General features: G+C 71.9%; 26 protein-coding genes. 12 read left to right on the plus strand and 14 right to left on the minus strand.

Annotation, left to right across the window (positions count from 1 at the left end):
• Positions 1–26 precede the first annotated feature (26 nt).
• Positions 27–515, plus strand: coding sequence for an FBP domain-containing protein (locus ACLQ3F_RS15875; protein ID WP_357204718.1), 489 nt, complete (start codon positions 27–29; stop codon positions 513–515).
• Positions 516–575: 60 nt separating this feature from the next.
• Here ACLQ3F_RS15875 and ACLQ3F_RS15880 read toward each other — a convergent pair whose 3' ends face one another.
• Positions 576–1,109: a GNAT family N-acetyltransferase gene (locus tag ACLQ3F_RS15880; RefSeq protein WP_425849613.1), complete on the minus strand. Its 534-nt coding sequence runs from the start codon at positions 1,107–1,109 to the stop codon at positions 576–578.
• Between the two features lie 157 nt (positions 1,110–1,266).
• Here ACLQ3F_RS15880 and ACLQ3F_RS15885 point away from each other — a divergent pair, with 157 nt between their 5' ends.
• Both ACLQ3F_RS15885 and ACLQ3F_RS15890 read left to right on the plus strand, forming a co-directional pair.
• Positions 1,267–1,749: a MarR family winged helix-turn-helix transcriptional regulator gene (locus ACLQ3F_RS15885; protein WP_355007203.1), complete on the plus strand. Its 483-nt coding sequence runs from the start codon at positions 1,267–1,269 to the stop codon at positions 1,747–1,749.
• 10 nt (positions 1,750–1,759) lie between these two features.
• A complete protein-coding gene (locus ACLQ3F_RS15890; protein ID WP_425849616.1) occupies positions 1,760–2,746 on the plus strand; it encodes a pirin family protein in 987 nt (328 codons plus the stop codon).
• Positions 2,747–2,810: 64 nt separating this feature from the next.
• On the opposite strand, the gene ACLQ3F_RS15895 is transcribed toward ACLQ3F_RS15890, so the two are convergent.
• A complete protein-coding gene (locus tag ACLQ3F_RS15895) occupies positions 2,811–2,939 on the minus strand; it encodes a hypothetical protein (RefSeq protein WP_256441970.1) in 129 nt (42 codons plus the stop codon).
• A 134-nt stretch (positions 2,940–3,073) separates the two neighbouring features.
• On the opposite strand from ACLQ3F_RS15895, the gene ACLQ3F_RS15900 reads away from it, so the two are divergent.
• Positions 3,074–4,663 (plus strand): phospholipase D family protein, encoded by a 1,590-nt coding sequence (locus tag ACLQ3F_RS15900; protein WP_425849617.1) that lies wholly within the window; start codon positions 3,074–3,076, stop codon positions 4,661–4,663.
• Here the strand turns inward: ACLQ3F_RS15900 and ACLQ3F_RS15905 are convergent.
• Positions 4,612–5,361, minus strand: a complete 750-nt coding sequence (locus tag ACLQ3F_RS15905; RefSeq protein WP_425849620.1) for a hypothetical protein — start codon at positions 5,359–5,361, stop codon at positions 4,612–4,614. The genes ACLQ3F_RS15900 and ACLQ3F_RS15905 overlap by 52 nt on opposite strands.
• Before the next feature lie 376 nt (positions 5,362–5,737).
• On the opposite strand from ACLQ3F_RS15905, the gene ACLQ3F_RS15910 reads away from it, so the two are divergent.
• Positions 5,738–6,562 (plus strand): SigB/SigF/SigG family RNA polymerase sigma factor, encoded by an 825-nt coding sequence (locus tag ACLQ3F_RS15910; protein WP_355007199.1) that lies wholly within the window; start codon positions 5,738–5,740, stop codon positions 6,560–6,562.
• Between the two features lie 131 nt (positions 6,563–6,693).
• On the opposite strand, the gene ACLQ3F_RS15915 is transcribed toward ACLQ3F_RS15910, so the two are convergent.
• Genes ACLQ3F_RS15915 through ACLQ3F_RS15925 form a run of 3 tightly spaced genes read right to left on the minus strand, consistent with a single transcriptional unit; the run spans position 6,694 to position 9,465 of the window.
• Positions 6,694–7,284 (minus strand): GNAT family N-acetyltransferase, encoded by a 591-nt coding sequence (locus tag ACLQ3F_RS15915; RefSeq protein WP_355007198.1) that lies wholly within the window; start codon positions 7,282–7,284, stop codon positions 6,694–6,696.
• On the minus strand, positions 7,281–8,789 hold the full coding sequence (locus ACLQ3F_RS15920; RefSeq protein ID WP_425849621.1) for an APC family permease: 1,509 nt from the start codon (positions 8,787–8,789) through the stop codon (positions 7,281–7,283). Before ACLQ3F_RS15920 ends, ACLQ3F_RS15915 begins: the two co-directional genes overlap by 4 nt.
• A gap of 49 nt (positions 8,790–8,838) precedes the next feature.
• The gene (locus ACLQ3F_RS15925; RefSeq protein WP_355007196.1) at positions 8,839–9,465 is read right to left on the minus strand and encodes a GOLPH3/VPS74 family protein; all 627 of its coding nucleotides are present in this window, start codon (positions 9,463–9,465) and stop codon (positions 8,839–8,841) included.
• A 182-nt stretch (positions 9,466–9,647) separates the two neighbouring features.
• On the opposite strand from ACLQ3F_RS15925, the gene ACLQ3F_RS15930 reads away from it, so the two are divergent.
• The 3 genes from ACLQ3F_RS15930 to hrpB are packed head-to-tail and all read left to right on the plus strand — an operon-like array spanning position 9,648 to position 13,283.
• Entirely contained in the window at positions 9,648–10,472 is an 825-nt protein-coding gene (locus ACLQ3F_RS15930) for a helix-turn-helix domain-containing protein (protein ID WP_357207017.1), read from the plus strand.
• 41 nt (positions 10,473–10,513) lie between these two features.
• Positions 10,514–10,714: a DUF397 domain-containing protein gene (locus ACLQ3F_RS15935; protein WP_355007195.1), complete on the plus strand. Its 201-nt coding sequence runs from the start codon at positions 10,514–10,516 to the stop codon at positions 10,712–10,714.
• Positions 10,715–10,742: 28 nt separating this feature from the next.
• On the plus strand, positions 10,743–13,283 hold the full coding sequence (hrpB, locus tag ACLQ3F_RS15940; RefSeq protein WP_425849623.1) for an ATP-dependent helicase HrpB: 2,541 nt from the start codon (positions 10,743–10,745) through the stop codon (positions 13,281–13,283).
• Between the two features lie 8 nt (positions 13,284–13,291).
• Here the strand turns inward: hrpB and ACLQ3F_RS15945 are convergent, their stop codons facing one another.
• Entirely contained in the window at positions 13,292–14,017 is a 726-nt protein-coding gene (locus ACLQ3F_RS15945) for a PP2C family protein-serine/threonine phosphatase (protein ID WP_425849626.1), read from the minus strand.
• Between the two features lie 271 nt (positions 14,018–14,288).
• Between ACLQ3F_RS15945 and ACLQ3F_RS15950 the strand changes: the two genes are divergently transcribed.
• Positions 14,289–16,898, plus strand: a complete 2,610-nt coding sequence (locus tag ACLQ3F_RS15950; protein ID WP_425849629.1) for a glycoside hydrolase family 9 protein — start codon at positions 14,289–14,291, stop codon at positions 16,896–16,898.
• A gap of 67 nt (positions 16,899–16,965) precedes the next feature.
• Here ACLQ3F_RS15950 and ACLQ3F_RS15955 read toward each other — a convergent pair whose 3' ends face one another.
• The gene (locus ACLQ3F_RS15955; RefSeq protein WP_357264069.1) at positions 16,966–17,622 is read right to left on the minus strand and encodes an HAD family hydrolase; all 657 of its coding nucleotides are present in this window, start codon (positions 17,620–17,622) and stop codon (positions 16,966–16,968) included.
• A 339-nt stretch (positions 17,623–17,961) separates the two neighbouring features.
• Between ACLQ3F_RS15955 and ACLQ3F_RS15960 the strand changes: the two genes are divergently transcribed.
• Positions 17,962–18,840: a hypothetical protein gene (locus tag ACLQ3F_RS15960; RefSeq protein WP_425849633.1), complete on the plus strand. Its 879-nt coding sequence runs from the start codon at positions 17,962–17,964 to the stop codon at positions 18,838–18,840.
• A 65-nt stretch (positions 18,841–18,905) separates the two neighbouring features.
• Here the strand turns inward: ACLQ3F_RS15960 and ACLQ3F_RS15965 are convergent, their stop codons facing one another.
• The 5 genes from ACLQ3F_RS15965 to ACLQ3F_RS15985 are packed head-to-tail and all read right to left on the minus strand — an operon-like array spanning position 18,906 to position 23,469.
• Positions 18,906–19,163, minus strand: coding sequence for a UBP-type zinc finger domain-containing protein (locus ACLQ3F_RS15965; protein ID WP_091401591.1), 258 nt, complete (start codon positions 19,161–19,163; stop codon positions 18,906–18,908).
• Positions 19,160–20,731, minus strand: coding sequence for a Na+/H+ antiporter (locus tag ACLQ3F_RS15970; protein ID WP_425849635.1), 1,572 nt, complete (start codon positions 20,729–20,731; stop codon positions 19,160–19,162). The genes ACLQ3F_RS15965 and ACLQ3F_RS15970 overlap by 4 nt, the downstream gene beginning before the upstream one ends.
• A gap of 38 nt (positions 20,732–20,769) precedes the next feature.
• A complete protein-coding gene (locus ACLQ3F_RS15975; protein ID WP_355007188.1) occupies positions 20,770–21,735 on the minus strand; it encodes a TIGR03885 family FMN-dependent LLM class oxidoreductase in 966 nt (321 codons plus the stop codon).
• Positions 21,736–21,777: 42 nt separating this feature from the next.
• Positions 21,778–23,193 (minus strand): NADP-dependent succinic semialdehyde dehydrogenase, encoded by a 1,416-nt coding sequence (locus ACLQ3F_RS15980; RefSeq protein ID WP_357230711.1) that lies wholly within the window; start codon positions 23,191–23,193, stop codon positions 21,778–21,780.
• Between the two features lie 12 nt (positions 23,194–23,205).
• Positions 23,206–23,469 (minus strand): DUF6343 family protein, encoded by a 264-nt coding sequence (locus ACLQ3F_RS15985; RefSeq protein ID WP_091401582.1) that lies wholly within the window; start codon positions 23,467–23,469, stop codon positions 23,206–23,208.
• Between the two features lie 123 nt (positions 23,470–23,592).
• On the opposite strand from ACLQ3F_RS15985, the gene ACLQ3F_RS15990 reads away from it, so the two are divergent.
• Both ACLQ3F_RS15990 and ACLQ3F_RS15995 read left to right on the plus strand, forming a co-directional pair.
• On the plus strand, positions 23,593–24,186 hold the full coding sequence (locus ACLQ3F_RS15990; RefSeq protein ID WP_425849639.1) for an antibiotic biosynthesis monooxygenase: 594 nt from the start codon (positions 23,593–23,595) through the stop codon (positions 24,184–24,186).
• 120 nt (positions 24,187–24,306) lie between these two features.
• Positions 24,307–25,158, plus strand: coding sequence for a GDSL-type esterase/lipase family protein (locus ACLQ3F_RS15995; RefSeq protein WP_425849641.1), 852 nt, complete (start codon positions 24,307–24,309; stop codon positions 25,156–25,158).
• Positions 25,159–25,175: 17 nt separating this feature from the next.
• Here the strand turns inward: ACLQ3F_RS15995 and ACLQ3F_RS16000 are convergent, their stop codons facing one another.
• Entirely contained in the window at positions 25,176–25,931 is a 756-nt protein-coding gene (locus tag ACLQ3F_RS16000; RefSeq protein WP_393221517.1) for an EcsC family protein, read from the minus strand.
• Positions 25,932–25,953 lie beyond the last annotated feature (22 nt).

Raw genomic sequence — 25,953 nt, forward strand, 5'->3', positions numbered from 1 at the left:
TGCCTAGGAGAGCTAGGCTACTACCTATGTTGGTCCTGACCGAATCCGTCATCCGCGCGTCCTTCGTCAATTGCAGTCGAGGCGAGGCGAAGCGGCTGACCGTACCTAACGATCTTGAAATGCGTCCGTGGGACGACCTCGACTTCCTCGGCTGGCGGGACCCGTCTGCGCCGCAGCGGGCCTACCTGGTCGCCGAGATTGACGGCAAGCTGGCCGGGGTGGTGCTGCGGGCCGCGACGCACCAGACGGGGCGCGTGCGGCACAGCATGTGCTCGTTCTGCCTGACCACACACCTGGGCGGAGGCGTCTCGTTGATGACCGCCCCCAAGGCCGGCCCGAGCGGGCGGCAGGGCGACTCCGTGGGCACCTACCTGTGCTCCGACCTGGCCTGCTCGCTGTACCTGCGGGGCAAGAAGCACGCCGGGCCTCCCGCGCCCGAGCCGCTGCCCCTGCCGGAGAGGATCGACCGCGTCAGGAGCGCCCTCGCGACGTTCCTCCGCAAGGTCACCGAGTGACGGGTCGAGGCGAACGGCGCGGCCGGGGCTGAAGCGTGTTCGGACCCGGCCAGCCTGCGGTTAGCGGTCGGTGGCCAGGCGGGCGTGCAGGTGCTCGTCGTAGCGGCGGCCGTCGCCGTAGCGGTACGACTCACGCAGGGTGCCCTCGGGCGGGTAGCCGGCACGCTCGGCGACCCGGCAGGACGCCGGATTGGCCGCCGCGTGACACAACTCCACCCGGTGCAGCCCGAGATCCGCGAACGCCCACTCGGTGAGCCGGACGACGGCGCGCACCGCCACCCCACGCCCCCGCGCCGCGGGCACCGTCCAGTAGCCGATGGACGCTTCGTCGTGCTGGATGTGATGAAGAGACACCGAGCCGAGCAGTTCGCCGTCGGCCGCCGCGGTGACCGCCATCGAGGCGTGGCCGCCGGTGGACCAGTCGGCCCGGCGACGCACCCAGAGCAGTGCGACCTCGTCGTCGACCGGGCCGCCAGCCTGCGGGTTCCACTGGGCGATCGCCGGGTCCCCGAGGGCGTCGCGCACCGCCGGGGCGTCCTCGTCCCGCCATGGGCGCAGCAACAGGTCGGCGGCGGAGAGTTCCACGTGTTCCACGAGGCCGGAGTCTGGCACAACCGACGGCCCGGGCGCCGCTCGTTTCACGCGGCTTTATTTCAAAGCTGCATGAACTGACGGTCAGCACCCGTGGAAGTGAGCCATGTAACGCTCAAATGATGTTATTCAAATTTGAAAGAGTGCTACCGTCATGGGCATGACCGAGAGCCTGGACAGCACCCGAGAGGCCGCCTGGCGCGCCTACATCGAGGCCAGCCAGCGTCTCTACACGCAGTTGGAAGAGGATCTGCGGGTCGCCAGCGATCTCAGCTTCGCCGACTACCACGTGCTGGTCCTGCTCTCCGAGGCACCCGGGCAGCGGCTACGGATGGGCGAGCTGGCCAGCCGGCTGATCTTCTCGCCCAGCCGCCTCACCTATCAGGTCTCCTCCATGCAGCGTCGTGGCCTGGTCAGCAAGGAGCCCTGCCCGGACGACCGGCGCGGCAGCGAGGCGGTCCTCACCGCCGCCGGGCTGCTCGCCCTGCGAGAAGCCGCACCCCACCATCTGGCGTCGGTGCGTACCCATCTCATGGACGACCTCGACGATGCCGAGGTCGCCTGCCTCACCCGGGTCTTCGACCGGCTCGGCGAGCGCCTGCGGGCATCGCGGGCCAGCTCGACCACCCCCGCCTCACGCTAGGAGCCTCGACATGCCCGCGATCACCGTCGACAACGTTCTCGTCCTTCCCCGCCTGCCCCAGCTCGACGAGGCCAGCACGATCCGCCCGGTCCGCACGGTGACCACGGCGCCCAGCGGCTTCGAGGGTGAGGGCTTCCCGGTCCGTCGCGCCTTCGCCGGGGTGTCGACCACCGACCTGGACCCGTTCATCCACCTCGACCAGATGGGCGAGGTCGACTACGCGCCGGGCGAGCCCAAGGGCACCCCGTGGCACCCGCACCGCGGCTTCGAGACCGTCACGTACATCATCGACGGCGTCTTCGACCACCAGGACTCCAACGGCGGTGGCGGCACCATCACCGACGGCGATACCCAGTGGATGACGGCGGGCAGCGGCCTGCTGCACATCGAGGCACCGCCGGAGCACCTGGTGGTGAGCGGCGGGCTCTTCCACGGCACCCAGCTGTGGGTCAACCTGCCCCGCTCGGCCAAGATGAACCCGCCCCGCTACCAGGACATCCGGGGCCGGGAGTCGGCGCTGCTCACCACGCCCGACGGCGGCGCGCTGATCCGGGTCATCGCCGGCGAGGTCGCCGGGCACCGCGGCCCGGGTTCGACCTTCACCCCGATCACCATCACGCACGTCACCGTGCAGCCGGGCGCGCAGGTCGACCTGCCCTGGCGGCCCGACTTCAACGCCCTGGTGTACGTGCTGGGCGGTCGCGGCACGGTCGGCACCGACCGGCGGCCGGTGCGTACCGGCCAGCTCGCTGTGCACGGCCCGGGTGACGCGCTGCGGTTCAGCGCCGACACCTCGCAGGACAGCAACACGCCGGCACTGGACCTCTACATCATGGGTGGTCAGCCGATCCGGGAGCCGGTGGCACAGTACGGCCCGTTCGTGATGAACACCCGGGACGAACTGCTCAAGGCGTTCGAGGACTTCCAGGCCGGCCGCCTCGGCGTCATCCCCACCGAGCGGCTCCCGCACACCGGCGGCCAGGGCACCCGGCCCTGACCACCGTCGACCGCTGAGGTCGGCGCCGACGCCTCCGGTTCAGCCCGGGGGCGTCGGCGCCACCTCAGGAGACCGCAAATATCCCGGCAACACCCAGAATCACCATCACCAACACCGCTACCAGCGCGCCCCGCTCGCTCTCCACCGCCGGCTCGCGGTTCTCGGTCACGGGATTCGTCGTGTCGCGGGGCATGGTGTGGCCTCCTCGGCTGTTGTCGCGTCGCTGTCGATGGCGTTGGTCAGGTCACCGGTCCGGGGGCCTGACGTGCGGACCCGCGTCGGGGGTCCTACGGTGAGGACGTTGCCGACCTCCAGGGGGGCTGGACGGTGCCGTTGCAGGACTGGTTCCTCACTGCTGAGGAACGCGCCAACCCGGTGTCTGGCATACCCGTGTGGACCACGGGAAACCTCGCCGAGCCGTTGATTCACGGTGCGGCGTACTTCGACCGACTGGTCGACGAGGTCGAGGCCCTGGGCGCCGGCGACCACCTGTTCTTCACTGACTGGCGGGGTGACCCGGACCAGCGGCTGCGACCGGACGGTCCGACAGTGGCCCAGCTCTTCGCGCAGGCCGCGCAGCGCGGTGTGGTGGTCAAGGGGTTGATCTGGCGCTCGCACCTCGACGTGCTGGCGTACAGCGAGGCGGAAAACCGCGACCTCAGCGAGACGATCTCGGCCGCCGGTGGCGAGGTACTGCTGGACCAACGGGTCCGGCGCGGCGGCTCGCACCACCAGAAGCTCGTGGTGCTGCGGCACCCGGACGCACCCGAGCGGGACGTCGCCTTCGCCGGCGGGATCGACCTGTGCCACAGCCGCCGCGACGACGCCGCGCACCACGGCGATCCGCAACCGGTGCAGATGTCCCCCCGGTACGGACCCAATCCGCCCTGGCACGACGTACAGCTCGCGGTGCGCGGTCCGGTGGTCGGCGCGTTGGACACCCTGTTCCGGGAACGCTGGACCGACCCGATGCCGCTGGACTCGGAGAACCCGATGGCCTACCTGCGGGACCGGCTGCGCGGCTCGGATCTGCGCCCCGACCCGCTGCCCGAGCAACCAGCCGATCCGCCGCCCTGCGGTCCGCACCAGATCCAGGTGCTGCGCACCTACCCCGCCGTCCGTCCGCGCTACTCGTTCGCACCGGACGGGGAGCGGACCGTGGCCCGGGGTTACACCAAGGCGGTACGCCGGGCCCGCCGGCTGATCTACCTGGAGGATCAGTACCTCTGGTCGGCCGAGGTCGCGGACCTGTTCGCGCACGCGCTGCGGGACAATCCGGACCTGCACCTGGTCGCCGTCGTCCCCCGCCACCCGGACGTGGACGGCAAGCTGGCGTTGCCGCCGAACATGGTGGGGCGCGAGCAGGCGCTGTCACTGTGTGAGCGGGCCGCACCGGACCGGGTGCACGTGTTCGACGTGGAGAACCACGCCGGTGACCCGGTCTACGTGCACGCCAAGGTCTGCGTGATCGACGACGTCTGGGCCAGCGTGGGCAGCGACAATTTCAACCGGCGGTCCTGGACGCACGACAGCGAGTTGTCCTGCGCGGTGCTCGACGAGACACCGGACCAGCGGGAGCCCACCGACCCGGCCGGGCGGGGTGACGGCGCGCGCAGCTTCGCCCGGGACCTGCGACTGCGGTTGTGGCGCGAGCACCTGGACCGTGACCCGGACGGCGCGGACGACGCCGACCTGCTCGACCCGGCGGACGCCGTCGCGGCCGTCACGGCCGCCGCCGACGCGCTACAAGGGTGGTACGACGACGGCCAGGTCGGCGAACGCCCACCGGGTCGGCTGCGCCCGCACCGCCCCGAGCGGCTGCCGTGGTACACGCGGGCCTGGGCGCTGCCGGTGTACCGGCTGGTCTACGACCCGGACGGCAGGCCGCTGCGGGCGAGGCTGGCCGGCACCTGGTGAAACGGTCGGGCCGGCTCCGGCGCGGCCACCGCGTGCACGTGCAGCCCGCCCGGGTAGGCGAACGACGAGCGTGGTGAGTAGTAGCCGAAGCCGATGGTCAGTGGGTTGGCCGGGCGCAGCGCGTAAATCGGGTGGCCGGGCTGGAGGAACTCCACCGACTCGATCTCGAACGGGGCGACCGGCTCGGCGACGAACGGGTAGGCCGAACTGACCAGCTGGCCGTCCCGGCGGGTGAAGTAGCGGTGGTGCCCGCTGCTGATCGCGTGCCCGGTCTCCCCCACCCGACATCGGGCCCGGATCAACGGCGTGCCGTCGATCTCCGTCTCGGAGAGCAGGTCCTCGCCGTTCACGTCGACGTGGGTGCGCCCGGCGAGCACCGGGGCGCCGCGAGCGACGGCGTACTCACGGACCCTCCGGCTGGAGGCCACGTAGTGGGTCCACCAGCCGCCGGCGTTGAGGCCGCCGGGCGCGTCGACGCCCAGCAGCGAGACGCCGAGGTAGGTCAGCGAGTAGGCGCCGAAGCCGGAGGTCTGCGTCTCGTCGTCGACGACGTACTGGTTGAGGAAGACCTGCCGGTCGGGGCGGGGGCAGAGCCCCGGAGGGACCAGCGCGGCGACCGCGTCAGGATCGGCCGGCAGCCAGCTGAAGTAGAGGGTGCGACTGTTCACGACAAGCTGGGGAGCGGCTGGATCGAGCACGGTGCCTCCGAACCGGGTGTGTACACGCGACGCTACGGCCGGTCCCACCAGCGGGACAAGGACGGATAGCCGACACTCCCGGCGACTTGTCGGGTTTCCTGTTGACCAGCCGACGCGACCCGTGGGCCGATCGGCCGGACCGATCGACCGGCCGGTCAGCGGTCGACAGCCGGAATAACGGGTAAGGATCCTCACAAGCACCCTAACTTCCGCACCGTTTGCCCGTTTTGTAACTGGACACACCTTAAGTGCATCAACCTTTCGGCTAGATTTCCGGGAGCCGATCAGGTTAAGGTGACTCCCGAACGGCCTATTGGAAGCTAAACCAAAGCGTCACACCTTTTTGTCCGCGGACGAGGTGCAGGGAGGACCACCCATGACCGCGCCAACGATCACCGAGCAGCCGAGCGCCGCCGTCAAGACCACCACCAAGCTCGACCCGCGCGCTCTCACCGACAGCGCTGCCGACCTGCTCAACGCGATGGCGGCGCTGCCCGCCAACCACCCGTCGCGCGCCGCCCTGCGGGACCGGGCGATCGAGGCCTGGCTGCCGCTCGCCAACCACCTGGCCCACCGCTACAGCGGGCGCGGCGAGCCGAACGACGACCTGGCGCAGACCGCCGCGATCGGCCTGATCAAGGCCATCGACAAGTTCGACCCCGAGCGCGGTGTCGACTTCGCCGGTTACGCGATCCCCACCATCATCGGCGAGCTCAAGCGGCACTTCCGGGACCGCACCTGGGACATCCGGGTGCCCCGCCGGCTCCAGGAGCTGCGGCTGGCCATCTCCGACGCCAACAGCTCGCTCCTGCAGACCCTCGGCCGCTCGCCGACGGTCGCCGACATCGCCGCGCACCTCAAGCTCACCGAGGAAGAGGTGCTGGAAGGCCTGGAAGGCGCCCGCGCGTACAACGCGGTGTCGCTGTCCACCCCGACCGGTGACGGCGAGCGCGCCACCGAGCTTGGCGACATGCTCGGCGGCGAGGACACCGAGTTCGAGCTGGCGGAGCTGCGGGTCGCCCTCGGCCCGGCGCTGGCCACCCTCGACGAGCGCGAGCAGAAGATCCTCACGCTGCGCTTCTACGGCAACCTGACCCAGTCGCAGATCGCCGACCAGATCGGTGTCTCGCAGATGCACGTCTCGCGGCTGCTGACCCGGGCGCTGACCAAGCTGCGCGGCCAGCTCGACGGCACGTACTGACGGGTTGACGATCGGAGGGCCGGGTCCAAGGACCCGGCCCTCCGCTCTGTCCGCGCTGTCACGTGAGCGTGACAGCGCGACCACAGGACGTGCTGGTCACGTCGACCTGACCAACTCGGTGCCCGACCGGCTCAGTGCCCGACCGGCTCCCGCCACATCGGCCAGAACGGCGTGCCGTCGGGCACCCGGAACGGCTCGCCCGCCAGATAGCCGTGCTTCGCGTACAGGTCCCGGCCGCGCGGGCTGCTCGCTTCCAGGTACGCCGGCATCCCGTTGGCGTCCAGCCAGGCGTGGTGGTGGCGCATCAGCGCGCTCCCCAACCCCTGCCCCTGCCGGTCGGGCCGGGTCGCCAGGAAGGCGAGGTGGTGGTGGTCCGGGTGTGGGTGATGCGCCGCGAACAGCTCGTCGAGGTGCTGGAACCGGTCGGTCCACTCGCCGCAGGCGGCGGCCAGTCGGGCGTCGTACTCCGCCGGCGGCGGCGCCGGCTCACCGACGGACGGAAACCAGACCGCCACCGATGCCCGGTCCTCGGTGGCGTGGACCATGCCGTGCCGCATCGCGTGCTCGACCAGAATCTCGAAGTCTCCGGCCAGCACGGCCTCCCGCTTGCTCGCGTCGGGGACCAGCCAGTACGTCACCTCCAGGACGGTGAACGCCTCGGCGATCCGAGCAGCCACGAGGGTGGTCTCCTCCGGCCCGAGTTGCTCGATGACCACGCTCATCGGGTCACCTCCACGGCCGGAGCCGCTGGCTTGACGGCGGCCGCGGCGCTCGCCGCGCCCAGGCCGATCCGGGCGTACGTGTCCGGGCGGCTGCTGCGCAGCAGCAGGGCCCAGCCGATGCCCAGCAGAGCGGCCACCGGGTACGCGGCCGGCAGCGCCCAGCGCAGCGTCGAGTCCGGCGCGACGCCGAGCAGGTTGGCGAAGTTCGACACGGCCAACCAGATGATCACGAGGAGCGCGATGGTGGCCAGGCCGGGCGCGATGGCCCGTCGCCAGAGGTTCTCGCCTCCGGCGGAGCGGGCGAAGTAGGCGATCACCGCCACCGAGGTGGTGGCGATCAGCAGCAGGACACCGAAGCCGCCGGTGGTGCCGACCCAGAAGAAGAGCTGCACCACCGGATCCCAGCCGTTGATCGCGTACAGCGCGATGACCAGCAGTCCGAGGACGCTCTGCGCCACCGAGGCGGCCCGCGGCGCCCCGGTACGGGCCGAGGTCTGCCCGAACACCGCCGGCAGCACCCGCTCCCGACCGAGCGCGAAGGTGTAGCGGGCAGTGGTGTTGTGGAACGAGATCATCGCGGCGAGCACCGAGGTCAGGAAGAGCACCTGCCCGATGGTGACCGCGGTGTCGCCGAGGTGAGCGGCGGCCAGGTTGAAGATGAGCCCGACGCTCTGCTCGCCGGCCTCGGCGACGATCTGGTCCTGCCCGACAGCGACGGTCATGGTCCAGGACGACAGCGCGTACAGCCCGGCGATGATCACCACCGAGAGGTAGGTGGCCAGCGGCACCGTCCGCTTCGGGTCCTTGCTCTCCTCGCTGAAGACCACCGCCGACTCGAAGCCGACGAAGCCGAGGACGGCGAGCACCAGCACCGCGCCGACACCCGGCACGAAGAGGTTGTCCGGTGAGAACGAGGCGAAGCTGACCCCACCGTCGGCCGGGTTGCCGAGCTGTCCCAGGTCGAAGACGAGGACCACCACGATCTCGGCGACCAGCAGCGCGGCCAGGACCTTGCCGTTGAGGTCGACCCGGAGCAGGCCCAGTACGCCGACCAACGCCCACGCCACCAGGGCCACGACGGCCCAGTGCGGGTGCCCGCCGAAGAGCCGGTCGAGCACCGGCTCGGCCGCCACGCCGATGGTGCCGTACAGCCCGACCTGGAGCGCGTTGTAGGCGATCAGCGCGACCCAGGCCGCGCCCACACCGGCCGGCCGGCCGAGCCCCCGGGAGATGTAGGCGTAGAAGGCGCCCGCGTTCTCCACCCGGCGGGACATCGCCACGTAGCCCACCGAGAAGAGGGCGAGGACCGCGGCGATCAGCAGGAAGGCCAGCGGGATTCCGGTCACCCCGATGACGCCGTAGCCGGTGGTGACGACGCCCGCCACCACTGTCAACGGCGCGGCGGCGGAGAGGACGAAGAAGATGACCGACGGGATGCCGAGGCGACCTCGGGCCAGGGCTTCGGAGACGTTGCTGGGTCGTTCGACTGTCGATGTCGGGGGCATACGACTACTCCGATCGTCGAGGGGAGGGTTGGGGGTTACCGGAGGGGGATCAGGGGATGCCGCGCAGCACGGCGGCGCCGACGGCGGCCTCGGTGTGCCCGACGAGTTCCTTGAGCGGGGCCGGCAGCGCGGGGATGAGGACGTTCAGCCGGTGGTGCGCCCGAGGGCCGGCGCTCCACAGCACCTCGCGGGTCAGCCCGGCGGCCACGACCAGGCCGAGCAGCAGGGCGTCCGGCACGCCCGGTGGTTCCGGCCGGTCCAGCAGGGCCCGGAGGCGGGTGGCCGGCCAGGCCACCGCGTTGAGGTCGATCGGCAGGTAGCTGACCGTGGTACGCAGCAGTCGGCGGCTCTCCTGGCGGCGCAGCACCCCGGCGCGGGCGAGCCGTTCTCCCACCGACGCCGTGGCGCTCTGTGCCAGGAAACTCAGCCAGGTGCGCAGCTCCCGGTGTTGGGACTCGCCGATCAACTGGTCCAGCACCGTGTGCGCCAGGGCGTCGGCCGGCGGACGCCTGTCGATGACGGTGACCTGGCCGGCCACGACCGTTATGTGTCCGTAGAGGATCAGCTCGCCGAGGAGACCGCCGGCCAGCCCGAGCCCGGTCGCCGCAGGGTGCAGTTTCGCCTTACCACGACTGTCGTTGTGGGCGATCAGGAAAAACTCGTCGGCGATGAGCAACGATCCTCCCGACAGGCGTGTCCACAGTGTTCGCAACCGGGAAAGGATGCACCGACAGCTACTGCAACGCAACTCCCAGATTTGAAAGTTGCACTCCGTGCATCTGCGACCTGCGGATCTTGTCGTGGCAGACTCGGACGGTGACCGCCACCCCGACCGTCCGACCCGCCGCCAGCCCGACCGTGCGGCGTCGCCGCATCGCCCGGGAGCTCCGCCAGCTACGGGAACGTGCGGGCATGACCCTCGATGTGGCGGCCCGTCAGCTCGACATGTCGAAGAGCAACCTCTCCCGGATCGAGACCGCGCAGATCGGCATCAAACCGCGCGACGTCCGGGCCGCTCTCGCGCTGTACCAGGTGACCGGTTCGGATGCCGAGGCGCTGATCGAGATCGCCCGGGGGGCACAGCAGCGCGGCTGGTGGCAGAACTACAGCGACGTGCTCCCCGAGTGGTTCGAGTTCTACGTCGGGCTGGAGGCCGAGGCGGCGGCGCTGCGCACGTACGAGGCCGAGTCGGTGCCCGGACTGCTGCAGACCGAGGCGTACGCCCGGGAGATCTTCCGGCGCACCGCCGGCGAGGACGGTCTGGAGCGCAAGGTCGCCGCCCGGCTGCGCCGGCAGGAGGTGCTGCGCCGCGAGGACCCGGTCGTTCTGTCGGTGATCCTCAACGAGGCGGTGCTCCTGCGCCCGGTCGGCGGCACCGCGGTGATGGCCGAGCAACTGGTCCACATGAGCCGGATAGCGCAGCTACCCAACGTGACAATCCAGGTACTGCCCTTCACCGCTGGCGGGCATCCCGCGATGAGCACCCCGTACGTGATCCTCAACTTCGCCGATGCCGCCGACGCGTCAGTGGTTTACCTGGATAACCTCACGATGGGGCTGGCTCTGGAAGAAGCCGATCATGTGCTCGGGTATAGCCTTCTGCACGAGGAGCTGTGCCGTATGGCGCTCGATCCGACGGCGTCGTTGACCCGTCTTGAGCATGCTTCTCGTAACTTTGCGTGACCGCTTCTGCGGCACGCCGACGCAGACGAGAGGTACCGCGGATGACGGCGTACGACCTGACCCGAGCGGACTGGCGCACCAGCACGCGCAGCAGCGGCAACGGCAACTGCGTGGAGGTCGCGACAGTCGCGGGTCAGGTCGCCGTCCGGGACAGCAAGGACCGCTCCGGCCCGGTGCTCGCCTTCGGCGCGACGGCCTGGCGGGCCTTCGTGCTCGGCGTCGGCGAGGTCCGTCGCTCCTGACGCACCCGTCCCGGTGCGAGACTGGGCCGTGCTCTCCGACGTAACCCTTGACCTGCCGGTCCGCCCGGTGCTGCCGGCGCTGGTCGCGGCTCTCGACGCGGCCGGCGCCGGTGTGCTCGTGGCTCCACCGGGCACCGGCAAGACCACCCTCGCGCCGCTGGCCGTGGCCGACCGGGTGACCGGTCGGGTGGTGATCGCCCAACCCCGCCGGGTGGCGGCCCGTGCCGCTGCCCGGCGCATGGCCGAGCTGCTCGGCGAGCGGGTCGGTGAGCGGGTCGGCTACGCGGTACGCGGCGAGCGCCGGGTCGGCCCGGCCACCCGGATCGAGGTGGTCACCACCGGCCTGCTGGTCCGCCGGCTGCACCACGACCCGGAGCTGCCCGGCACGGGTGCCGTGCTGCTCGACGAGTGCCACGAACGCCAACTCGACGCCGACCTCGCGCTGGCCTTCACAGTGGAGGCGCGCGCCACCCTCCGGCCGGACCTGTGGCTGCTGGCGATGTCGGCGACCCCGGACACCGACCGGTTCGCCGCGCTGCTGGGCGGGCCCACCCCGGCACCTGTGGTGCAGGCCGACTCGGCGTTGCACCCGGTAGAGCGGATCTGGGTGCCCCCGGCGCGCCCGATCGCCCCGCCCGGGGCCGGGCCGGTGGACCGGGCCCTGCTCGACCACGTGGCCGCCACCGTCCGGCGGGCGCTGCGCGAGCACGACGGCGACGTGCTCGTCTTCCTGCCCGGGGCCGGCGAGATCGCCGCGGTCACCGGCCGGCTGGCCGACCTACGGGACGCTGTCGCGCTACTGCCGCTGCACGGCCGTCAACGCGGTGCCGAGCAGGACGCCGCGCTGCGTCGCGGTGACCGACGGCGGGTCGTGCTGGCCACCGCGCTGGCCGAGACCAGCCTGACCGTCCCGGGGGTGCGGATCGTGGTGGACGCCGGGCTGTCCCGGGTGCCTCGGATCGACCTGGCCCGTGGGCTGGGCGCGCTGGTCACCGTGCCGGTCTCCCGCGCCGCCGCCACCCAGCGCGCGGGCCGGGCCGGCCGGGAGGCCCCCGGGTACGTCTACCGCTGCTGGTCGGCGGCGACCCACGAGCGGCTGCCCGCCCGCGCCGAGCCGGAGATCGCCACCGCCGACCTGACCGGCTTCGCGTTGGAGCTGGCCGCCTGGGGCCGACCGGACGGTGTCGGGCTCGCGTTGCCCGACCCGCCGCCGGCCGCCGCGATGACGGTGGCCCGGGACACCCTGGAAACCCTGGGCGCTGTCGACGTCGACGGTCGGATCACGACGCGGGGGCGGTCGATCGCCGCCGCCGGGGCGCATCCACGACTGGCCCGGGCGCTCCTCGACGGCGCCGGCCGGGTCGGCGCCGACCGGGCCGCCGAGGTGGTCGCCCTGCTCGCCGAGGAGGGCGCCGCCGGCCCCGGTGACGATCTGGTCGCCGGTTGGCGTCGGCTGCGCACCGGCGTGGACGCGGGCGCGACCGCCCGTTGGCGCACGGAGGTACGCCGGCTGCGGGCCGCGCTGCCTGCCGACGCCCCGCCGAGGGGGCGCACCGACGCCACCGGCCCGGGTGGCCCGGGTGGACTGAGCGACGATCTCGCCGCCGGGCTGCTCGTCGGTCTGGCGTACCCGGAACGGTTGGCCCGGGTGCGGCGGCCGGGCGGCTCGGCGTACCTGATGACCGGCGGGACCGCCGCGGAGCTGGCCGCCGGCTCGGGGCTGGCCGGGTCCGACTGGCTGGCGGTGGCGGTCGCGGACCGCACACCCGGCGCGCCGTCGGCCCGCATCCGCCGGGCCTCCCCGGTGGACGAGGCGACGGCCCGGGAGGCGGCCGGTCCGCTGCTGCGCACCGGCCGCGAGGTCGGCTGGTCGGACGGGGACGTGGTGGCCCGGGAGGTGACCCGGCTGGGCGCGATCGAGCTGGTCCAGCGGCGCCTGGACCGGCCGGACCGGGCCGAGGTGGCCGCCGCGCTGCTGACCGGCCTACACCAGGACGGGCTGGGGCTGTTGCCCTGGACGCCGGCGGCTCGGGCGCTGCGCGAGCGGCTCGCGTTCCTCCGGCACCACCTCGGCGAGCCGTGGCCGGAGGTTGGCGACGACTCGTTGCTCGACGCCGCGCCGACCTGGCTGGGCCCGGAGCTGGCCGCCGCGCGACGCCGGACCGACCTGGCGCGGGTGGACGTACCGTCGGCGCTGCGTCGGCTGCTGCCCTGGGCGCAGGCCGCCCGCCTCGACGAGCTGGCCCCGAAGCGGATCGAGGTGCCGAGTGGTTCTCGAATCCGGCTGGACTACGGCGACCCCGCCGCGCCGGTGCTCGCCGTTAAGCTCCAGGAGACGTTCGGCTGGCCGGCGGCCCCCCGCATCGCCGACGGTCGGGTGCCGGTGCTGCTGCACCTGCTCTCCCCCGCCGGCCGGCCGGTGGCGGTCACCGCCGACCTGGCGTCGTTCTGGCGTACCGGCTATCCGCAGGTCCGCTCAGAGCTGCGCGGGCGCTATCCCCGGCACCCGTGGCCGGAGGATCCGGGAACGGCCAAACCCACCCGGCACGCCACGCCGCGTCGGCGCTGAGCGGCGGTCTACTCCTCGACGACGTCGGCCACCACGACTGTGACGTTGTCCGGCGCGCCGGCGTGCAGGGCCAGGTCGATCAGCTTGGCGGCGCAGGCGTCCCGGTCCGGATAGCCGCTGAGCACCTCGGTGAGGGTGTCCGGGCGAACCACGTTGGAGAGGCCGTCGCTGCACAGCAGCCACCGGTCGCCGGCCCGGGGCACCATCGTCGCGTACGACGGGGACACCTCGTCACCCTGCAACGCCTGGGTGACCACGGCCCGGCGCGGGTGGCTGCTGGCCTGGTCGGGGGTTATCACGCCCTGATCCACAAGCATCTGGACGAACGTGTCGTCCCGGGTGACCTGCTTGAGCACGCCCTCGCGGAACAGGTAGGCCCGAGAGTCGCCGACGTGCGCGAGCGCCAGACAGCTGCCGGTACGGGCGAAGAGCAGGGCGGTCAGCGTGGTGCCCATGCCCTGGCGCTCGGGATCCTCGGCGACCGCCTGTCGGATCCGGGAGGTGGCGAGCGCGATGCCGCCCTCGAGCGCGGCCACCAGAGCGTCCTCGGGTGTCTCGAGGTCCAGCGGGGCGACCGCGTCGATGGTGAGGGCGCTGGCCAGGTCGCCGGCGGCCATTCCGCCCATGCCGTCGGCGACGGCGACGAGCCAGGTGCCGGCGTGCAGGGCGTCCTGGTTTCCGCTGCGGATCAGCCCACGGTCGCTCGTTCCCACGGAACGCAGCTTCAGGGTCATGGGTGGCAGCCTGCCAGGCGAAGGGCGCAGTTGTCTCTAGGAGATCAGGACGACGGCGCGTGGCGCGGCCAATCTCACGTCCGGAGGGCGGCGCGTCGGGGGTGCCGCTCGGGCTGGCCGCCCACGTCGGATGCTGAAACCCATCCAACCAGATCAATTGACAGGGCGTGCTGGCACTGGAAACATCGAGCAGACACCTGGGAGCGCTCCCAGCGTCTTCCCAGCTCCTTGCCACCACCACTGTCCCACTTCCCGTCCCGGAAGGACTCCCGTGACGCCATCCCGACGCCGCCTCCTGCTGGCTGCGGCGACCACCCTGGCCCTCACCGGCGCGGGCGCCGGCGCGGCCCACGCCGACCCACCACCGGACGCCCCCGAGCAGATCGACAACGGCGACTTCAGCGAGGGCGTGAGCCCTTGGTTCTCCTTCGGCACCGGCGCGCTGGCAGTCACCGACGGCCAGCTCTGCACCACTGTCGCGGGCGGGCTGGCCAACCCGTGGGACGCCGGCATCGGCCAGGACGGCGTGCCGCTGATCGCCGGCGCCGAATACACCCTCGGCTTCGCCGTCTCCGCCACTCCCGGCGCCGCGGTCAAGGCCGTGTTGCAGCTCGGCAGCGCCCCGTACACCACGTACGCGGCAGTGGACGCCACCGCCACCGGCACCCTCCAGCGGGTCGAGCAGACCTTCACCGTCCCGGACGACAACCCCAACGCGCAACTGATCTTCCAGGTCGGTGGCGCCGCCCAGGCGCAGACCATCTGCCTGGACGACGTCTCGCTGCGCGGCGGCGAGCCGCCCGAGCCGTACGTGCCGGACACCGGGCCACGGGTGCGCGTCAACCAGGTCGGCTACCTGCCCGGTGGCCCGAAGAACGCCACTGTCGTCACCGAGGCCACCGCGGCGCTGCCCTGGCAGCTGCGCAACGCCACCGGAACCGTCGTGGCCAGTGGCACCACCACCGCTCGTGGCGTCGACGCCGCCTCCGGGCAGAACGTGCAGACCGTCGACTTCTCCAGCTACCGCACCCCTGGCACCGGGCTCACGCTCACCGTCGACGGGGAGACCAGCCACCCGTTCGACATCTCCGGCGCCCTCTACGACCAGCTGCGCTCCGACTCGTTGCAGTTCTTCTACGCCCAGCGCAGCGGCATCGCCATCGACGGTGACCTGATCGGCGACGAGTACGCCCGGCCCGCCGGCCACCTCGGCGTCGCACCCAACCAGGGCGACACCAACGTGCCCTGCCAGCCGGGTGTCTGCGACTACTCCCTGGACGTGCGCGGCGGCTGGTACGACGCCGGCGACCACGGCAAGTACGTGGTCAACGGCGGCATCGCCACCTACCAGTTGTTGAACACCTTCGAGCGGACCAAGACGGCGGCCACCGCCAACGGCGGCGCCGAACTCGCCGACAGCACCCTGCGGGTGCCCGAGCGCGGCAACGCCGTGCCGGACATCCTCGACGAGGCCCGCTGGGAGCTGGAGTTCCTGCTGCGCATGCAGGTGCCCGCCGGCAAGCCGCTCGCCGGCATGGTCCACCACAAGATCCACGATCAGAACTGGACCGGGCTGCCGCTGTCCCCGCAGGCCGACCCGCAGCCTCGCGAGCTGCACCCGCCGTCGACAGCGGCCACCCTCAACATGGCCGCCACCGCGGCCCAGTGCGCCCGACTCTTCGCCCCCTACGACGCGGCGTTCGCGACCCGCTGCGGCACTGCCGCGAAGACCGCCTACGCCGCGGCCAAGGCCCACCCGGCGGTGTACGCCAGCCCGACCGACGGCACCGGCGGCGGCGCGTACGACGACAGCAACGTCACCGACGAGTTCTACTGGGCGGCGGCCGAGCTGTACCTGACCACCGGGGCGCAGAACTACCTGGCCGACCTGACCGCCTCACCGCACCACACCGGGAACGTGTTCGACGCCCGGGGCTTCGGCTGGCAGAGCGTGGCCGCGCTGGGCCGCCTGGACCTGGCCACCGTGCCGAACGGACTGCCCGCCGCCGATCTGGCCCGGGTCCGCGCCTCGGTCACCGCGGCCGCCGACACGTACCTCGCCGAGCTGCGCCGGCAGGCGTACGGGCTGCCGATGCCCGGAGACGCCAACAGCTACTTCTGGGGCGGCAACAGCAACGTCATCAACAACGCGGTGGTGCTGGCCACGGCCTTCGACCTGACCCGCAACGTCGCCTACCGTGACGGGGCCGTGCAGGCGATGGACTACATCCTCGGTCGCAACGCCCTGAACATCTCCTACGTCACCGGGTGGGGAGAGCACGCCGCGGAGAACCAGCACAGCCGGATCTTCGGCCACCAGCTCGACCCGAGCCTTCCCCGACCGCCCGCCGGCTCCCTCGCCGGTGGCCCGAACGCGGCCCTGCAGGACCCGTTCGTGGCACAGTTGCTGGCCGGCTGCGAGCCGATGTTCTGCTACGTCGACGACATCAACTCGTACTCGACGAACGAGGTGGCGATCAACTGGAACTCGGCGCTGACCTGGATCGCCTCGTTCCTGGCCGACCAGGGTGACGCCGGCGCGGTGCCGGCCACCACCTGCACGGCGCGCTACACCAACTACGGCGCCTGGCAGGGCGGCACCGGGTTCACCGGGCAGCTCACCATCCAGAACACGGGCACCACCGCCGTCAACGGCTGGAGCGTGCGCTTCGCGTTCACCGGTGACCAGCGGGTACGCGAGGCGTGGCTGGCGAAGGTCACTCAGTCCGGCGCGACGGTGACCGCGCGCAACGAGTCGCACAACGCCAAGATCGCACCGGGTGGCTCAGTGATGTTCGGCTTCAACGCGACGACCACCGGGGGCGCCAACCCGAGCCCCGGCCTGGTGACCGTCAACGGGGCGGCCTGCTCGCTGACCTGACCGACGTCCTGGTGGCCGCCCGGGGAAGGGCGGCCACCAGGACCGCACGCTTCGCGCGGCCGGCGGGTCAACCGCCGGCCGCGTTGTGCTCGGCCACCAGGCTCGGGAGTTCGTCGAGCGAGTCGATCCGGAACAGGCACCGCTCGGCCACCGTGGAGGCGTCGAGGATGTGCCCCCACGGACCGCGTCGGATCAGGCACGTCTTCATGCCCGCCTCCAGGGCCGGGCGCACGTCGTTGTCGGGCCGGTCGCCGACGTACAGGATCGACGACGCGACACCACCGCCCGCGGCGACGACCCGCTCGAAGAACGCCGGTGACGGCTTCGCCACACCCCACCCGTGCGACGTGCCGATCACGTCCACCGGAAGGTCGAGATCGCGCAGGGTCGCCTCCGCGTGAGCCGGCTGGTTACCGGCCAGGCCCACGAACAGGCCCTGGTCCTTCAAGGACTTCAGGCATCCCCGCGCGTCCGGGTAGAGATCCTCCTCGGCGAACGACTCCGGCTGGCCGGCCGCCGCCCGACGCTCCAGCTCGATGGCGAGATCGAAGTCGGGCCGGAAGACCCGGAACGTCTCCTGATAGTCCAGACCCCGGGCGATCACCGCACCGAAGACCGCCGAGAAGGTGTGCCGGGGCACGCCGAGCCAATCGGCCCAGGCAGCGAACTCGTGGGACTCGTCGAGAATCGTCCCACCCACATCGAAGATGACAGTGTCAATCATGTCCGTCCCCCGTCGACGCTCACATCGTCGGTGAAGCATAGGCGGGGGTACGCGCAGCGGCAGGCTTGGATGATCACTTGATGGGTGGCTGCACAGCGGTGGCGTTGTGGCGCTCCGCAGGACAGTTCGGGGCGCGCCGGCAGGGTGTCTGCGGCCGGCGCTGTCGAGCTGATGACGTGGACGAATCACCGGCACGCGGCAAAAGCGGTGGATCGGACGCGCCGAGTGGGCCATGGTGACGCCATGGATGGCAGCGGTCTGGTTGACGATGATCTGGCTGGCGGTGGATCGACTGGTGGTGATCTGGCTGGCGGTGATCTGACTGGCGCGGAGCGTCGGGTGTGGGCGGCGATGCCGGCCGGGTCCCGCAGCGCGTTGTCCGGGCTTTCCGGCGCGGACCTGCGCAGTCTGCTGTTGAGCGTGGCCCGCGACCGGGCGGCGACAGCGCGCCCGTCCGAAGTGGTACGACGGTGGCGCGAGGACCGCTTCGTCCGCCCGGCCCGCGCCGACCCGCGCGCGCTCGCGCGGGTGGAGGCCCGCATGTGGCAACTGCTGCCCGCCGACGTCGCCGGGGTGGAACTGTCGCCGGTCGTACCGGTCGGCGCCTGCTCGGCTGTCGCACCGGTCAGCCAGAACAGGATCGTCACCACGATGCGCGCCAGCGAGGTGCTGAGCGATCCCACGAACGCCCTCGCCATCGAGGCGGCCGTACGTCGCCGCCGACAGAGCGAGGTCCACCTGGCCGCCGCTCACCGGGTGTTGCGGGCGCAGGATTTCGGCAGCGCCGCGTCGGCGCACTTCCGGCTCTTCGCCCTGGTGTCCAGCGCCCGGGACACCGGCTCGGGCGACACGCAGGCCCGGCTGCTGGTCCGGCACCTCACCTACTGGCAGACCGTCCTCGCCGAGCTGGCACCGGCCGCCGCGCCTCAACTGCACGTCACCACGTTCGACAACGAGACCGTCCGGGAGCGGCTGACCGACACGGTCCGACCGGCAGTCGACGCGGGTGCGGTGCCGCTCGTGGACGAACCGGAACGGTCTCGCGGTCGCGGCTACTACACGGGCTGCGCCCTGCGGATCACCGTCCTGAACGGCAGCCTGGAGATCGGCGACGGCGGCCTCACCGACTGGACCGCCCGGCTGAGCGGTGACGCGAAGGAACGATGCCTCGTCTCCTGCCTCGCCACCGAACGTCTCGTCGACGTCATCAGCCGCTGAACCCGGCCTGACGACGACCGCCCCGCCAACCGTGCCCGACCCGGCCGACGGCCGACGGCGAACGATCAGCCGATCTCCTCGTCGACGAAGCACCAGCGCCAGGCCTCGCCCGGCTGCGCCGAGCGGATCACCGGGTGGCCGGTGGACGCGAAGTGCTTGCTCGCGTGCTGGTTCGGCGACGAGTCACAGCAGCCGACCTGCCCGCAGCTCAGGCAGGTGCGCAGGTGCACCCAGTAGGTGTCGCCGATGGCGACGCAGTCCGCGCACTCGTCGGGGGTACGCGGCTCGGCGGCACCGGCCTCGGTCAGGTGCTGACAGCTCACTTCTCAACCTCTCGCAGCAACGACTCTTCCAGGTCCAGGTCACGGTAGGCCTGCACCAACACTTCCTCAGGAATCCGACCGGAGTCGCGGGCCGCCCGGAACACGTCCCGCTCGGCGTCGATCATCTCCTGCCGCAGCCGACCGTACGCCTGCGACGGGGTCTCCCGCTCGTTGCCGCCGAGTCGTTCCCACGCCATGTTGGTGCGGTCCGCCACCGCTCGGCGTAGCCGGTCCACCACCGCATCCGGTGCGCCGTCGGCCAACTCGTCGAGGCGGTCCTGAGCGGCCTTGCTGGCCTGCTGCTGCACGGCGGCAGCGGAGAGGGCGTCCTGCACCGCGTCGTCCGGTGGCAGCTTCAACCGGCGGGCGACCAGCGGCAGGGTGGCGCCCTGGCCGACCAGGGTGAAAACGATCACGGCGAAGGCCAGCCAGATCAACAACGCCCTGGGGTACGGCTTGTCGTCGGCCAGGGTCAGCGGCAGGGCCAGCGCGGCGGCCAGGGTCACCACGCCCCGCATGCCGGCCCAGCCGATGATGATCGGGAACTTCGGTGACGGCCGGGCGTCACGGCGGCGCACCCGGGGGACCAACCGGGCCAGGTAGGTGGCCGGGAAGAGCCAGACGAACCGGGTCAGGAAGACGGTGGCGAGCACCGCGAAGGTGATCAGGGTGAGCGAGCCGATCGGCTCGTCGAGGTCGCGCAACACCTCCCGCAGTTGCAGCCCGACCAGGAGGAAGACCAGGCCCTCCAGCAGGAAACGGACCAGCCGCCAGAACGCGCCGATCTGCAACCGGGACGCCGCCGACAGCAGCTGGGGCAGCTTGTGCCCGAGCACCAGGCCGGTGACGACAACGGCGACCACACCGGAGGCGTGCAGGTGTTCGGCGGTGAACACCACAGCGAACGGGATGATCAACGACAGCGCGTTGTCCAGCAGCGGGTCGGTGATCCGCCGATGCAGGAAGCCGAACACCAGCGCCCCGAGCGCCCCGATCAGGATGCCGCCGCCGGTGGACCGCAGCACCTCGATGGCGATCTTGTCGGCGCCGACGGCCGAGCCGATGGTGGCCATCGTCGCGACCCGCAGCAGCACGAGCGCTGTCGCGTCGTTGACCAGGCTCTCGCCCTCCAGAATGGTGACGACCTGGCGGGGCAGCCCGACCCGACGGGCGACGGCCGTGGCGGCCACGGCGTCCGGTGGGGCGACCACCGCGCCGAGGGCGAGGCAGATCGCGAACGGCAGCTGCGGCAACAGCAGGTGCAGCACCAACCCGACCACGAACGCGGTGAACAACACCAGGCCGACCGCGAGCAGCAGGATCGGCCGGATGTTGTTTTTGAACGCCGGCACCGAGGTCTCCAGCGCGGCCACGTAGAGCAGCGGCGGCAGGATGCCGACCAGCACCAACTCCGGCTCGAGGTGCACCTGCGGGAAGCCCGGCACGAACGAGAGCGCCAGGCCGAGGACGACCAGCACGATCGGCGCGAGCAGGCCGAGCCGGCGGGCCAACGCGGCGCCCAGGGTGGCGATCGCCAGGAAGACGACGACCGGAAACAGGCTTTCCATGGGGTACGAGCCTAGGGGTACGCCGGCTCCGGCCTCGATCAGCCGCCCGGGCGCAACTTCGGCAGCACCTCAGCGCCAAAGGCGTCGATGAAGCCGCGCTGCTCCTGCCCGACGTGGTGCAGGGCGATCTGGTCGAAGCCGAGCTGCGCGTACTCCTCCAGCCAGCCGACGTGCCGACCCAGGTCCGCCGACACGTTGACCACCTCGGCGACCCGCTGCGCCGGCACGTCGGCGGAGACCACGTCGAAGTGTTCGACGGTCTCCAGGTCCCAGCAGACCGGCGGGGCGAAGACGTTGCTGCGCCACTGGTCGTACGCGAGCGCCTCGGCCTGGGCCTGCTCGGGCGCCCAGGAGACGTGCACCTGGAGGTGCAGCGGCCCCCGCCCACCCGCGTCCCGGTACGCGTCGATCATCTCGCGCAGGTGCTCCACCGGGGCGTTCACGGTGATCAGCCCGTCCGCCCATTCGGCGCACCAGCGGGCGGTGGCCACGCTGACGGCGGCGCCGACCAGCGCGGGCGGCTGCTCGGGGCGGGTCCACAGCTTGGCGCGGTCCACCCGGACCAGGCCGTCGTGGCTGACCTCCTCGCCGGCCAGCAGGGCCCGGATCACGTCGACGCACTCCCGCAGCCGGGCGGCGCGCACGTCCTTGCGGGGCCACGGGTCGCCGGTGATGTGCTCGTTGCTGGCCTCGCCGGTGCCCAGGGCCGCCCAGAACCGGCCCGGGTACATCGCGCCGAGGGTGCCGATGGCCTGCGCGATGATCGCCGGGTGGTACCGCTGGCCGGGCGCGTTGACCACGCCGAAGGGCATGCCGGTGGCCTGCAACGCCGAGCCCAGCCAGGACCAGGCGAAGCCGGACTCGCCCTGCCGGGAGCTCCACGGGGAGAAGTGGTCGGAGCACATGGCGGCGTCGAAGCCCGCCCGCTCGGCGTGCATCACCGCCTCCAGGAGGGCGCGCGGACCGATCTGCTCATGCGAGGCGTGAAAGCCGAACGACGTCATGGGCACACCTCCTACCCACGTCCGCGTCGCCTGATGCGTGCCCTATTCCGCGTGTGCCCCCGCGCCGGCCGAGGCGGCGCCCTCGCCCACCCAGACCGTCTTGGTGTTGCAGAACTCCCGCATGCCCAGCGCCGACAGCTCCCGCCCGTACCCGGAGTTCTTCACACCGCCGAACGGCAACTCGGGGTACGAGGTGGTCATCCCGTTGATGAAGACGTTGCCGGCGTCCAGGTCGGTGGCGAAGCGCTCCTGCTCGGCCGGGTCCCGGGTCCAGGCGTTCGAGCCGAGTCCGAAGCTGGTGCCGTTGGCGACCTCGATCGCCTCCTCGTACGAGGAGACCCGGAACAGGCCGGCGACCGGGCCGAAGACCTCCTCGGACCACATCCGCATCTGCGGGGTGAGGTCGGTGACCACTGTCGGCGGGTAGAACCAGCCGTCGCCGTTCGGCCGCTCGCCGCCGCAGAGCACCGTCGCCCCGTTGTCGACCGCGTCGCTGACCTGGGCGTGCACCTCGTCGCGGCCACGCTCGCTGGCCAGCGGCCCGACGTCGGTGTTCGGGTCCATCGGGTCGCCGACGCGCAGCGCGGCCATGTTGGCGGCGAACTTCTCGGCGAAGGCGTCGAACACGTCGGTGTGCACGATGAACCGCTTCGCGGCGATGCAGGACTGGCCGTTGTTCTGGCAGCGGGCGGTGGTGGCAACCTCGGCGGCCCGGTCCACGTCGGCCGAGGGCATCACCACGAAGGGGTCGCTGCCGCCGAGTTCGAGGACGGTCTTCTTCAGCTCCCGTCCGGCGATCTGCGCGATGGACCGGCCCGCAGGCTCGCTGCCGGTGAGCGTCGCGGCGCGTACCCGGGGGTCGCTGAGGATGTGGTCGACGGCCTCCGAGTCGACCAGCACTGTGGTGAAGGCTCCCTCGGGAAAGCCTGCTCGCCGGAACACGTCCTCCAGCAGCAGCGCGGTCTGCGGCACGTTCGAGGCGTGCTTGAGCAGGCCGGTGTTGCCGGCCATCAGCGCCGGGGCGGCGAAACGCATCACCTGCCAGAGCGGGAAGTTCCACGGCATCACCGCGAGCACCACGCCGATCGGCTGGTAGCGGATGAACGCCCGGGTGGCCTTCACGGCGTCGGCGTCGGCGGGCTCGTCGGCGAGGAACGCGGGGGCCTTGTCGGCGTAGAAGCGGGCGGCGGTGGCGCACTTGGTCACCTCGGCCTGCGCCGCGACGTACGTCTTGCCCATCTCCGTGGTCATGATCCGGGCGATCTCGTCGCGCTCGGCGTCCAGCAGGTCGGCCGCGGCGTTCATCCACTGGGCGCGCTGGTCGACTGTCGTCGCCCGCAGCTGGTGGAACGCGAGGTCGGTGCGCTCGATGGCGTCGTCGAGTTGCTCGGTGGACATCGCCTCATAGGTCTTGAGCACCTGTCCGGTGGCGGGGTTGGTGGTGGCGATGTGGGGCATTCCGTCCTCCTGTCACTCGAACAACGAGTGTCGTACGCCCGGCTCCTCGCGGCGGCGGGCGGCGCGGCGGCGCTGGATCACGACCAGGTCGACCACGGCGACCACGGCGAAGATCGCGCAGAGTACGCCGAGCCAGGCGATGCCGGCCCAGAACGCCAGCACCGCGAAGAGCACCATGATCACCAACCCGAAGCTGGCGAGCGTGAGCCGAAGGTTCAACGCGCTGTTCGCATGGCCGACCGTGCCACGGGCGCGCCGGGGCTGCGATCTCGTCATGCTTACGGAGCTACCCGCGATCGGCCGGATTAACCTGTACCGCGCGCCTGCACACCCGCGCCCGCCGGTGTGCTCCGGCACATCCGTTCGCGCCGCGGCCCCGGTCGACCGCAGGATGGGCGTATGTCAATGACCCTCGCCGTGCCGGTGACCGTCTCCATCGCCCGCCGCGTCGATCCCGGCCGGGCCAGCGAGATGGTGGCCTGGATGCGGGCCGGCACGGCGCTGGCCGAGGCGTTCCCCGGGTTTCTCGGCGCCGGCTGGGTGCAGAGCGGGCCCGGTTCGCCGGAGTGGCACATGCTCTACCGCTTCGCCGACGCCGAGACGCTGCGCCGGTGGGAGGAGTCGCCGCAGCGGCACTGGTGGCTCAGCTCGGCGCAGGGCATCGTCGAGCACACCCGGGTGGAGCGGCGTACCGGGATCGAGGGCTGGTTCGACAGGCCGCTGGAGCACTCGGTGGACCCGGTGGAGTTGGCCCCACCCCAGTCGCCGCCCCGCTGGAAGCAGGCGGTGACCATCTGGCTGGCGTTCTTCCCCCTGAGCCTGACCGCCACCCTGCTGACGAGCCGCTTCCTCGACGCGATGCCGCTGGCGGCCCGGGTGCTGCTGATGACGCTCTGCCTGACCCCGCTGATGACCTATCTGGTGCTGCCTCGGATCACCCGGGCGTTGCACTGGTGGCTGCACGGTCAACGGGCACCGTGGCGGGACGCATAGCACCTCTACGGCTTCCGCGTCGGCACTCTGCCGCATACCCGACAGCAACTTCCCGGCCAACCGCATCCTGCGCATAGAGTTACCGCGCTGTCGCGCTGTGCTGCGGGAACGGGAGACGTCATGCCTCGACGCTGGGTCGCCGCACTGGCCTGTCTCGCGGCGCTGGTCGCACTGGCCTGCGAGGGCGGCAACTCCGCGGAGCCCCGCCCCACCACGAGCGGCAGGCCGTCGACCGGGCCCGGCGGCATCGCCGCTCTCGGCGACTCGATCAGCACCGGCTTCGCCTCCTGCCTGGTGCTCACCTCCTGCGAGCGCAACTCCTGGTCGACCGGGGACGGGCTGCGGGTGCAGAGCCACTACCGGCGGCTGCTCGAACAGAATTCGGCGATCCGCGACCGGACGTACAACCATGCCCGTCCCGGCGCCCGCGCGGACGCCCTCGCCGGTCAGGCCCAGGCGGCGGTACGCGACCGCGCCGACTACGTCACAGTGCTGATCGGCGCCAACGACGTCTGTCGGGGCGGGGTGGACGCGATGACACCGGTGGCGCAGTTCCGGGCCGACGTCGACAAAGGGCTGCGGGTCCTGCGGACCGGCCGGCCCAAGGCCCGGGTGCTGGTGGTGAGCATCCCCGACCTGTACCGGCTCTGGGAGGTCGGGCACGACGACGAACGGGCCACCCGCGCGTGGCGGCGGGGCATCTGCCCGGCCCTGCTCGCCGAGGCGACCTCGACCGCGCCCGCCGACCGGGCGCGCCGGGCCGCCGTCCGGGACCGGATCGACGCCTACAACGCCGAGTTGAAGGCGGCCTGCCGGGCGTACGGATCACGGTGCCGGCACGACGGCGGCGCGTTGCACAAGGTCCGGTTCACCCTGGACCTGCTCAACCCGCTGGACTGGTTCCACCCCAACGCCACCGGCCAGGGCCGGATCGCCGAGGTGACCTGGCGCTCCTCCGGCCTGGCCAGCTGACGACCCCGGACGGGCCGTCAGGGTTGGCGCGGCTCCGGGACGCCGTTGCCGCGGGAGCCGTAGAGCGCCCGGGACCGCTGGGCGAGATCCTTTGTGGCCGACGAATTGGCCCAGGTGCCGAGCACGATTGCCGCACCGGGCACGATCTTGGCGACCATCCGTTTCGCGGCCCGGACGCCGGCCATCTGGGCCAGTCGGACGCCGAGTTGCAGCATGACCCGACCCAGCGGACGCTGGCCGCCCAGGCCGAAGAGCGCGTCGGCGCGTTCCCGCCCGGCGGCCACGCCGAGCGCCAGCCTGGCGCTCTCGGCGACCTTGTGCACCCGCTGGAGCACCAACAGGTCGGTGGCCCGGTCGCTGTGCAGGGGGTCGACGCCGTACGCGGCGGCGATGTGCAGGGCCATCCGCGCCTGGGTCCAGGCCAGCACGCCCACGTCGATCACCGCGCCGGGGAGCCCGGCCGCGCCGGAGACCGCGCCGGACAGTCGGGCCAGGTTGACGAACTTGCGGGCCGCCTGGTCGGCCAGGGCGTCGGCGGAAACGCCGGGCTGCTCGGCACGGGCCCGGGCTGCCCACTGCGCGGCTTCCGGCCCCAGGCGGCGCACCGCCTCCAGGGCAAGGTGCTCCGGCGCGTACTGCGGGTCGTCACGCATCCGGTCCCAGAGCCGTGCCGGCGGACCCTCGGGGGCGTCCACCGGCCCGGCCGGCAGGTCGACGGACGGCTGCGGAGTAGGGACGGCGGGCTGACCGCCGACGGGCGGGGTGTCGGTCACCAGGTCTCCCCAGGGGTGGAAA

This window comes from Micromonospora sp. DT15 (assembly GCF_049841475.1).
GTDB lineage: Bacteria > Actinomycetota > Actinomycetes > Mycobacteriales > Micromonosporaceae > Micromonospora.

Bases quoted from the DNA above. Each gene is read 5' to 3' on its own strand.
- ACLQ3F_RS15970 (WP_425849635.1), bottom strand. From the start codon at position 20,731: ATGGAAAGCCTGTTTCCGGTCGTCGTCTTCCTGGCGATCGCCACCCTG.
- ACLQ3F_RS15995 (WP_425849641.1), top strand. From the start codon at position 24,307: ATGCCTCGACGCTGGGTCGCCGCACTGGCCTGTCTCGCGGCGCTGGTC.
- ACLQ3F_RS15980 (WP_357230711.1), bottom strand. From the start codon at position 23,193: ATGCCCCACATCGCCACCACCAACCCCGCCACCGGACAGGTGCTCAAG.
- ACLQ3F_RS15920 (WP_425849621.1), bottom strand. From the start codon at position 8,789: ATGCCCCCGACATCGACAGTCGAACGACCCAGCAACGTCTCCGAAGCC.
- ACLQ3F_RS15915 (WP_355007198.1), bottom strand. From the start codon at position 7,284: ATGAGCGTGGTCATCGAGCAACTCGGGCCGGAGGAGACCACCCTCGTG.
- ACLQ3F_RS15955 (WP_357264069.1), bottom strand. From the start codon at position 17,622: ATGATTGACACTGTCATCTTCGATGTGGGTGGGACGATTCTCGACGAG.
- ACLQ3F_RS15985 (WP_091401582.1), bottom strand. From the start codon at position 23,469: ATGACGAGATCGCAGCCCCGGCGCGCCCGTGGCACGGTCGGCCATGCG.
- ACLQ3F_RS15885 (WP_355007203.1), top strand. From the start codon at position 1,267: ATGACCGAGAGCCTGGACAGCACCCGAGAGGCCGCCTGGCGCGCCTAC.
- ACLQ3F_RS15945 (WP_425849626.1), bottom strand. From the start codon at position 14,017: ATGACCCTGAAGCTGCGTTCCGTGGGAACGAGCGACCGTGGGCTGATC.
- ACLQ3F_RS15895 (WP_256441970.1), bottom strand. From the start codon at position 2,939: ATGCCCCGCGACACGACGAATCCCGTGACCGAGAACCGCGAGCCGGCG.
- ACLQ3F_RS15910 (WP_355007199.1), top strand. From the start codon at position 5,738: ATGACCGCGCCAACGATCACCGAGCAGCCGAGCGCCGCCGTCAAGACC.
- ACLQ3F_RS15975 (WP_355007188.1), bottom strand. From the start codon at position 21,735: ATGACGTCGTTCGGCTTTCACGCCTCGCATGAGCAGATCGGTCCGCGC.
- ACLQ3F_RS15890 (WP_425849616.1), top strand. From the start codon at position 1,760: ATGCCCGCGATCACCGTCGACAACGTTCTCGTCCTTCCCCGCCTGCCC.
- ACLQ3F_RS15935 (WP_355007195.1), top strand. From the start codon at position 10,514: ATGACGGCGTACGACCTGACCCGAGCGGACTGGCGCACCAGCACGCGC.
- ACLQ3F_RS15875 (WP_357204718.1), top strand. From the start codon at position 27: ATGTTGGTCCTGACCGAATCCGTCATCCGCGCGTCCTTCGTCAATTGC.
- ACLQ3F_RS15990 (WP_425849639.1), top strand. From the start codon at position 23,593: ATGTCAATGACCCTCGCCGTGCCGGTGACCGTCTCCATCGCCCGCCGC.